At 69.8% G+C, this 8,568-nt stretch carries 10 protein-coding genes and 1 tRNA gene; 9 read left to right on the top strand and 2 right to left on the bottom strand.

The genetic code is table 11. The annotated features are described in order from the left end of the window. Positions 1 to 88 precede the first annotated feature (88 nt). The 9 genes from KDL01_RS46215 (at position 89) to KDL01_RS36285 (ending at position 7,888) form a co-directional block, all read left to right on the top strand. Positions 89 to 199, top strand: a complete 111-nt coding sequence (locus KDL01_RS46215) for a putative leader peptide (RefSeq protein ID WP_368861722.1) — start codon at positions 89 to 91, stop codon at positions 197 to 199. 111 nt (positions 200 to 310) lie between these two features. Beyond that, positions 311 to 589: a MoaD/ThiS family protein gene (locus KDL01_RS36320; protein ID WP_212533244.1), complete on the top strand. Its 279-nt coding sequence runs from the start codon at positions 311 to 313 to the stop codon at positions 587 to 589. 8 nt (positions 590 to 597) lie between these two features. Beyond that, complete coding sequence (locus KDL01_RS36315; RefSeq protein ID WP_212533243.1) at positions 598 to 1,545, top strand: PLP-dependent cysteine synthase family protein; 948 nt, start codon at positions 598 to 600, stop codon at positions 1,543 to 1,545. 50 nt (positions 1,546 to 1,595) lie between these two features. Next, on the top strand, positions 1,596 to 2,402 hold the full coding sequence (murI, locus tag KDL01_RS36310; RefSeq protein WP_212533242.1) for a glutamate racemase: 807 nt from the start codon (positions 1,596 to 1,598) through the stop codon (positions 2,400 to 2,402). After that, positions 2,399 to 3,157, top strand: a complete 759-nt coding sequence (rph, locus tag KDL01_RS36305) for a ribonuclease PH (protein WP_212533241.1) — start codon at positions 2,399 to 2,401, stop codon at positions 3,155 to 3,157. Before murI ends, rph begins: the two co-directional genes overlap by 4 nt. Before the next feature lie 7 nt (positions 3,158 to 3,164). Then, positions 3,165 to 3,764: an RdgB/HAM1 family non-canonical purine NTP pyrophosphatase gene (gene rdgB, locus KDL01_RS36300; protein WP_212533240.1), complete on the top strand. Its 600-nt coding sequence runs from the start codon at positions 3,165 to 3,167 to the stop codon at positions 3,762 to 3,764. 909 nt (positions 3,765 to 4,673) lie between these two features. Next, positions 4,674 to 5,948, top strand: coding sequence for an extracellular solute-binding protein (locus KDL01_RS36295; protein ID WP_212533239.1), 1,275 nt, complete (start codon positions 4,674 to 4,676; stop codon positions 5,946 to 5,948). Between the two features lie 88 nt (positions 5,949 to 6,036). After that, on the top strand, positions 6,037 to 7,011 hold the full coding sequence (locus tag KDL01_RS36290) for a carbohydrate ABC transporter permease (RefSeq protein ID WP_212533238.1): 975 nt from the start codon (positions 6,037 to 6,039) through the stop codon (positions 7,009 to 7,011). A 1-nt stretch (position 7,012) separates the two neighbouring features. Then, positions 7,013 to 7,888, top strand: coding sequence for a carbohydrate ABC transporter permease (locus tag KDL01_RS36285; RefSeq protein WP_212533237.1), 876 nt, complete (start codon positions 7,013 to 7,015; stop codon positions 7,886 to 7,888). Between the two features lie 91 nt (positions 7,889 to 7,979). On the opposite strand, the gene KDL01_RS36280 is transcribed toward KDL01_RS36285, so the two are convergent. Continuing rightward, a tRNA-Leu gene (locus tag KDL01_RS36280) sits at positions 7,980 to 8,054 on the bottom strand. A 12-nt stretch (positions 8,055 to 8,066) separates the two neighbouring features. Further along, the coding region (locus tag KDL01_RS36275; RefSeq protein ID WP_212533236.1) for an HNH endonuclease at positions 8,067 to 8,568 on the bottom strand (502 nt) is incomplete at its 5' end.

Genomic DNA, 8,568 nt, shown 5'->3' with positions numbered 1-8,568 from the left:
GGGCGGGCGTCCGTGAGGCCCCGCCCACCGGCGTCCGAGGCGTGGCCGCGGCTGGGAGGCCCCCGGCGGGAATCGGTAGACTGGCCTCATGCGTTCCCCCGATGTGATGACGGCCGCCGAGGACACGGGCGTGCTGCTCGTCTCGCGCCGCCACGTCGACCTGGGCCGCCTCGCCAGCGCGCTGTGTAGCGCCGCCTAGCCGACGCGGGGCGCGTGCGCGCCGTCCCCTCGCGTCCCGACCCGCAACGGCGTGACCTGCACCCCCCGCACGCCCGCGGAAAGCCGCCCCCACCACCACAGGAGTCCCGCAATGGCCGTCCAGGTCTCCATCCCGACCATCCTGCGCAGCTACACCGACGGCGCCAAGAGCGTCGAAGCCGCCGGCAGCACGCTCAAGGACCTCATCACGGACCTCGACGCCCGCCACCCCGGCATCGGCGGCCGGCTGATCGACGACGGCAAGCTGCGTCGCTTCGTCAACGTCTACCTCAACGACGAGGACGTGCGCTTCCTGGCCGGGCTCGACACCGAGCTCGCCGACGGCGACAAGGTCACCGTGCTGCCGGCCGTGGCCGGCGGCATGCGCTGAGCCCCGCCATGCGCTACGACTCGCTGCTCGACTCGCTCGGGCACACCCCCCTGGTCGGGCTGCCCACGCTCTCCCCGTCCGCCGACGTGCGGATCTGGGCGAAGCTCGAGGACCGCAACCCGACCGGCTCGATCAAGGACCGCCCCGCGCTGGCCATGGTCGAGCAGGCCGAGCGCGAGGGCCGGCTCACCCCGGGCTGCACCATCCTCGAGCCCACCAGCGGGAACACCGGCATCGCGCTGGCCATGGCGGCCAAGCTCAAGGGCTACCGGCTGATCTGCGTCATGCCGGAGAACACCTCGGAGGAGCGGCGCCAGCTGCTGCGCATGTGGGGCGCCGAGATCATCCCGTCGCCCGCCGCCGGCGGCTCCAACGAGGCCGTGCGGGTGGCCAAGGGACTGTCGGCCGAGCACCCCGACTGGGTCCTGCTCTACCAGTACGGCAACCCCGCCAACGCCCAGGCGCACTACGCCGGCACCGGCCCCGAGCTGCTCGAGGACCTGCCCACCATCACGCACTTCGTCGCGGGCCTCGGCACCACCGGCACCCTCATGGGCGTCGGCCGGTATCTGCGCGAGAAGGTCCCGGGCATCGAGATCGTCGCCGCCGAGCCGCGCTACGACGACCTCATCTACGGCCTGCGCAACCTGGACGAGGGCTTCGTCCCGGAGATCTACGACGCCTCGGTCCTCACCACCCGCTATTCCGTCGCCTCCGCCGACGCGCTGCGCCGCACCCGCGAACTGCTGACCACCGAAGGCATCTTCGCCGGCATCTCCACCGGCTGCGCCCTGCACGCCGCGCTCGGCCTCGCCGCCAAGGCGCACAAGGCCGGCGAGCGCGCCGACATCGCGTTCGTGGTGGCCGACGGCGGCTGGAAGTACCTGTCCACCGGCGCCTACGAGGGCACCCTGGGCGAAGCAGAGGACCGTCTTTCGGGGCAACTCTGGGCCTGACCGCTGCGTCATACGATCAGCTAAGCGCCGGCGTGCCTTATGGTGGGCGGGTGTCAGACGCACCGATCGGGATCTTCGACAGCGGCTACGGGGGACTGACCGTAGTCCGGGCCGTGTTGGACCAGTTGCCGCACGAGCCCGTCTTCTACCTCGGCGACACGGCCCGGGCCCCCTACGGCCCGCGGCCCATCGCCGAGGTGCGTAAATACGCCCTCGAATGCCTCGACCAGCTCGTCGAGCACGGCGTGAAGATGCTGGTGATCGCCTGCAACTCGGCCAGCTCCGCGATGCTGCGCGATGCCCGCGAGCGCTACGCCGTGCCCGTCGTCGAGGTCATCCACCCGGCAGCCCGCCGCGCCGTCGCGGCCACCCGCAACGGCCGCATCGGCGTCATCTCCACCATGGCCACCAAGACCTCGCGCTCCTACGAGGACGCCATGGCCGCGGTCCCCAACGTCCGCCTGTTCACCCAGGCCTGCCCGCGCTTCGTCGAGTTCGTCGAGGACGGCGTCACCGCCGGGGACGAGCTGATCAAGGCCGCCCACGAGTACCTCGACCCGATCGCCGGCGAGGACGTGGACACCCTGATCCTCGGCTGCACCCACTACCCGCTGCTCACCGGCGTCATCTCGTACGTCATGGGCGAGGACGTCACGCTGATCTCCAGCGCCGAGGAGACCGCCAAGGACGTCTACCGCGACCTCGCCGAACTCGGCCTGATGCGCGACGAGACGCTCCCCGCGCCGGTGCACGAGTTCCGCACCACCGGCGACCCCGAGCGCTTCCGCGAGATCGGGCGGCGTTTCCTCGGCCCGGAGCTCGCCGACGTCCAGCGGGCCGTTACGCTCGAGGCATGACTTCAGCCGACCAGACCACGGCCTCCGGCGCCCCCCGCCACGACGGCCGCGCCCCCGACCAGCTGCGCCCCGTGAGCATCACCCGCAACTGGCTCGACCACGCGGAGGGGTCGGTGCTGGTCGAGTTCGGCCGCACCCGGGTGCTGTGCGCCGCCTCCGTCACCGAGGGCGTGCCGCGCTGGCGCAAGGGCTCCGGCCTCGGCTGGGTCACCGCCGAGTACGCCATGCTGCCGCGGGCCACCCACGACCGCTCCGACCGCGAGTCGGTCAAGGGCCGCATCGGCGGGCGCACCCACGAGATCTCCCGCCTGATCGGCCGGGCCGTGCGCGCCGTGGTGGACTACAAGGCCCTCGGCGAGAACACCATCGTGCTCGACTGCGACGTGCTCCAGGCCGACGGCGGCACCCGCACCGCGGCCATCACCGGCGCGTACGTGGCGCTCGAGGACGCGGTGGCGTGGCTCAAGGAGCGCGGCTCGGTCAAGGCCAGGCAGGAGGTGCTGACCGGCTCGGTGTGCGCCGTGTCCGTCGGCATCGTCGACGGCCGCCCGCTGCTCGACCTCTGTTACGAGGAGGACGTGCGCGCCGAGACGGACATGAACGTGGTGTGCACCGGGGACGGGCGCTTCGTGGAGGTGCAGGGCACCGCCGAGGGCGCCCCCTTCGACCGCAAGGAGCTCGGCGCGCTGCTCGATCTCGCCGAGCAGGGCTGCGTCGACCTGACGGCGCTTCAGCGCAAGGCCCTGGGACGGTGAACTGAGCATGCAGCGCATCGTGCTGGCCACCCGTAACGCGCACAAGGTCGGCGAGCTGCGGGCGATCCTGGCCGAACTCGGGGTGAAGGTCGACCTCGTCGGCGTCACCGACTACCCGGACGTGCCCGACGTGGCCGAGACCGAACTCACCTTCGGCGGCAACGCCCTGCTCAAGGCCACCGCCGTGGCCGAGGCGACCGGACTGCCCGCCATCGCCGACGACTCAGGCATCTGTGTCGACGCGCTCAACGGCATGCCCGGCATCTTCTCCGCCCGCTGGGCCGGCAAGCACGGCGAGGACGCGGCCAACCTGGACCTGCTGCTCGCCCAGATGGGCGACGTCCCGGACGAGCACCGCGGCGCTCAGTTCGTCTGCGCCGCCGCCCTCGCCGAGCCGGGCCCGGACGGCAGACGCCTCGTGCGCGAGGGCCGCATCGAAGGCACCCTGCTGCGCGCCCGCCGCGGCACGAGCGGCTTCGGCTACGACCCGGTGTTCCTGCCCACGGGCTCCGAGCTCACCACCGCCGAGCTCACCCCCGAAGCGAAGAACGCCGTCTCCCACCGCCGCCGCGCCTTCGAAGCCCTCGCCCCGCTACTCCCGCTCTGACCTCCGCGAGCCCTGCCAGGCCGCACGCCTGAATCGCACTCAGTTCGAAGCGGCCGAACCGCAGCAGCCTTTCTTGACCGGCCCGCACCCCCGATCCCTCGGGCGGTGCGGGCCGGTCGCTTTCCGCGGCGGCGTGATCCGTCCCGTCGTGAATGACCGCGTTCCCCGCGGCAGCGTTTCTCACGGCCCTGCGCCGGGGATCGGGGATCCGCCCGGCATCCGCCGCGATCCGTCCGCGCTCCGCCGCGATTCGCTTGTGACCCGCCGCGTCTGCCGTGATCCCCAACCCTGCGTCGACCGCCATCCGCGATCCGCCAGCCGCCCGCGATCCGCAGCTATCCGCGGCCATCCGCGACGTTCTCCAATCCTGTGCCGGCTGCCATTCGCCACCATCCGCCCGCGATCGACTGCCCTGCGCCGCGATCCGCGGCCTCGCGCCGCCATCCGCCGCGATCCGCAGCCCAGCACCGCCATCCGCCCGCGATCCGCAGCCTTCGCGCGTCCCCCCGCGGTGCCCTTTTTCGCCCTCCACGGCGGCTGATCATCGGGTGTTTCCGCCGCCTACCCGACTAGACCAGCCTGGTCCGCCTCTGCCACGCCTGGCCCGCCCCGTCACCCCTCCGAGCTGCCCGTACATCCTCGAACTCTGACGGTTGTTCGCCAAACCCCAGGTCATAGCGTTGTTTCTCGATCTTCACCCGTTTCGCGACACATCACGCTCAGATGGTGCACCGGACACGATTCGATAACTGGTCTATACCTGGGGCGACCCTGGTATAGACCAGCATGGACCGCCGCGCCTACAGTGACCGCACACCTCGGGGGCCGCGGGCACGGCAACGACCACGACCACGGCGTACCGCGGGTCCATCTTCAACAGCGCGCACTGATGTGTGGAAAGGCAAGGCAATGAAGCGTCGCCTCGCTGCCGCGGCAGCCGTCGGTCTCTCGGCCACCCTGGCCCTGACCGCTTGTAGTTCTTCCAAGAGCAACACTTCTGGCTCGGGCAGCTCAGGAAGCCCGATCACCATCAAGCTGTTCGGCGCCGACTACGGCACGGCTGGAACCTCCAACTCCACCCAGACGTACTGGCAGTCGATAGCCGACGCCTTCCACAAGGCGAACCCCAACATCACCGTCCAGGTCCAGACGATCGACTGGACCGACTTCCCGAACAAGCTCAAGACCCTGATGCAGGCCAAGGACTACCCGGACATCATCGAGGGCGACGCGCCGCAGGCCTACGCGCAGGCCGGCATCGCGTACAAGGCCTCGGACGTGCTCAGCGCCAGCACCCTGGCGAACCTGATCCCGACCTTCGCCAAGCAGGGCGACTACCAGGGCACCGAGTACGGCATCCCGTTCACCACCAGCACCCGGGCGCTGTACTACAACAAGAAGCTGTTCGCGCAGGCCGGGATCGCCGCCGCCCCCACCACCTGGGCCGAACTGCAGGCCGACGCCGCCAAGATCGCCAAGATCGGCAACGGCACCATCGGCTACGGCATGCCCCTCGGCCCCGAGGAGGCGCAGGGCGAGTCCTACATGTGGATGCTCGGCGCCGGCGGCGGCTACCAGACCGACGGCAACTACACGGTCAACTCGGCCGCCAACATCAGCGCGTTCAGCTTCATGAACACGCTGGTCAAGGCCGGTGACACCGAGGCCAACCCGGGCACCGTGGACCGCAAGACGATGTGGTCCGACTTCGCCGCCGGCACCGTCGGCATGGTCGGCGGCTCCCCGGCCGTGGTCCCGATCATCCAGGCCGCCGGCAAGCTGCAGTCCTCCGACTGGGCTACCGCGCCGTTCCCCGGCCAGACCGGCACCCTCACCGACCCGCTCGGCGTCGACGACCAGATCGTCGCGCTGAACGTGCACAATGAGCAGTCCGCGATCCAGAAGTTCCTGAACTTCGCCTACCAGGACACCTACCAGGCGCAGTTCGACTCGCTCTACGACCTGCTGCCCGCCACCACCTCCGCGGCCAACGCCGAGGCGAACGACCCGACCTTCGGCGCCTTCGTCAAGGCCATCCCGACGTCCTCGGCCTACCCGAGCAACGCCAACTGGTCCGACGTGAGCACGAAGATCAAGAACACCATCGGCGCGGCCGTGGACGGCACCAGCCCGGCCACCGTGCTGGGCCAGATCCAGCAGTTCGCCCTGTCCGACGGCAGCTGAGCAGCTGATCGCGCAGCAAGCAGCCGCCCCTGACTCCGGCGCCCCGCCGGAGTCAGGGGCTTACGCCGCACTGGAGAGAGAACGAGACATGCAGGAAACGGTGGACACCGAATCCGGCGCGCAGCAGGTCACGGCCGGGCGGGCCGCCGTGCGCGCCCCCCGACGCCCCGGCCGTGCGCGCCGCCTCACCCGCGCCCTGGCCCCGCTGCCCTGGCTGGCCCCGGCGCTCGCGCTGATCGGCTTCGCCGTGCTCTGGCCGGTCTGGGAGATGTTCCAGACCTCCCGACAGCACATCAACTCCTTCGGGTTCGACCTCGGAGACTACGGCTGGAAGAACTTCAGCGCGGTCTTCGACGACCCCAACCTGGCCTCGGTCATGGCCCGCACCGGAGTGTGGGTGTTCGCCGTCGTCGCCCTCACCGTGCTCATCTCGCTGGCCTTCGCCCAGCTGTTCAACCAGCGCTTCCCGGGCCGCAAGGTGGTGCGCTGGGCCCTGATCGCGCCGTGGGCCGCGTCCGTGATGATGACCTCGATCGTCTTCCGCTGGATGCTCGACCCCAACAACGGCGTCATCAACGTGCTGCTGCACCAGCTCGGGATCGTCAGCCAGTTCAACGGGACGCAGGCCTCGTGGCTGGGCAACCCGACCCACGCCATGTACTGGATGATCGTCGTCGCGGTGTTCGTCTCCGTGCCGTTCACCACCTACGCGCTGCTGGCCGGACTCAGCTCGATCCCGGCGGAGGTCTATGAGGCCGCGCGGGTGGACGGCGCCGGCCGGCTGCGCACGTACTGGGCGATCACCTTCCCGCTGCTGCGCCCCGCGATGACCGTCGCGATCCTGATCAACCTGATGAACGTGTTCAACTCCTTCCCGATCATCTACACGATGACCGGCGGCGGGCCGGACTCGCAGACCAGCACCAGCACGGTCTACATGTACACGCTCAAGACCCTGAACATCGGCCAGTCCGGCGCGCTCTCGGTGATCAACTTCGGCGTCGTCATCGTCATCGTGCTGATCTTCCTGCGGGCCAACAAGAACAGTCTGAAGGAGAGCTGACATGGCGAGTATCACCGCGCCCGCCGCGCAGCGGCCCACCGCCAAGGCGGCCCCCGCGCGCCGGCTCCCCTCGATCAAGACCGTGATCGTCGCCGGGGCGGCCTACGTCATCGGCATCATCTTCATCCTGCCGTACCTGGAGATGGTGATCACCGCTCTGCGCCCGCAGAGCGAACTCGACGACCGCGACTACTTCCCGCACCACCTCGCCTGGTCGAACTTCACCAACATCTGGTCCACCGGCCTCGGCACCAACCTCGCGATCAGCCTCGAGATCGGCATCGGCACCACCGTGCTGGTGCTCCTCGTGGCCATCCCCGCCGCGTACTACACCGCCCGCCGCCGCTTCCGCGGTCGCGGCGCCTTCCTGGTGCTGGTGCTCATCACCCAGATGTTCCAGCCGACCAGCCTCATCGTCGGCATCTACCAGGAGTTCACCAACACCGTCCACCTGCCCAGCACCCTGGCCTTGATCCTGGTCAACTCCGGCTTCAACCTCGCCTTCGCGGTCTGGATCCTCAACGCCTACTTCGGCGCGATCCCCAAGGAGCTCGAGGAGGCGGCCATGGTCGACGGCACCTCCCGCTTCGGCGCGATGACCCGCATCATCATCCCGCTCGCCCTGCCCGGCATCGTCACCGCGCTGATCTTCACCTTCATCGCGGCCTGGAACGAGTTCATCGTCGCCCTCACCCTGACCAACACCGACTCCACCGAGCCGCTCACGGTCAAGCTCAACACCTACCTCGGCCAGTACTCGACCGACTGGCAGCACCTGTTCGCGGGCTCGGTCATCGCCACCATCCCGGTGATCATCCTGTTCGCCCTGATCGAGCGAAAGGTCGTCTCCGGCCTGACCGCGGGTTCGGTGAAGTAGGTACCCGAGGGCGCCGCGCAGGCGGCGAAGACACCCGAACGAGGGGTCGGATGAACGTGCGTGGCCAGGCGAACCGCCTGGCCACGTGGCGTAGGACCGGTGGGATTCGAACCCACACTGTGCGCGACCTAAACGCGCCGCCTCCTGCCGATTGGGCTACGGTCCCGGCCTGGTCATCCTACCCGAGCGCCTTCTTCCGGCAGAAGCTCATTGTGGTCGCGTGGCAGTTGGGACACAGGAACCGGAGATTCTCGCGGCGGTTGTCGCGGAAGTCGGCGTTGATGTGGTCGATCTCCAGGCTTATCCGCCGCCCGTGCCAGTCGGGCCCGGTGCCGCACATCGCGCAGCGCTCCGGAACGCCCAGATCGAGCAGGGCGATGCGGACGCGTTCGGAGTGGCGGCGGTAGCTCTGTTCGGGCCGGAAGATCAGAACTTTGTCGGGTGGAAGCCGCGCCCCGCTCGCCGCGCCGCGTCGGTGCCCCTGCCCGAGCATGTGCCCCGTATCCAGCCCCAGGCGGGCGATCGCTTCGCGGACGGCGCGGTGGCGGGGGCCGGAGGGTTCGAGGCCGAGGCGGCGGATGACCTCGGCGATGCTGGTGGAGTGGGGGACGGCGGCGCGTAGCAGGGTCTCGTTGACGACGAGTCTGCGGCCGGCGCGCTGGAAGCCCTCGCTGGTGGGG

The sequence above is a fragment of the Actinospica durhamensis genome, assembly GCF_018139695.1.
Classification (GTDB): Bacteria; Actinomycetota; Actinomycetes; order Streptomycetales; family Catenulisporaceae; genus Actinospica; species Actinospica durhamensis.
The sequence above is the reverse complement of the archived record's forward strand: the minus strand, read 5'-3'. Positions and strand labels throughout refer to the sequence as shown.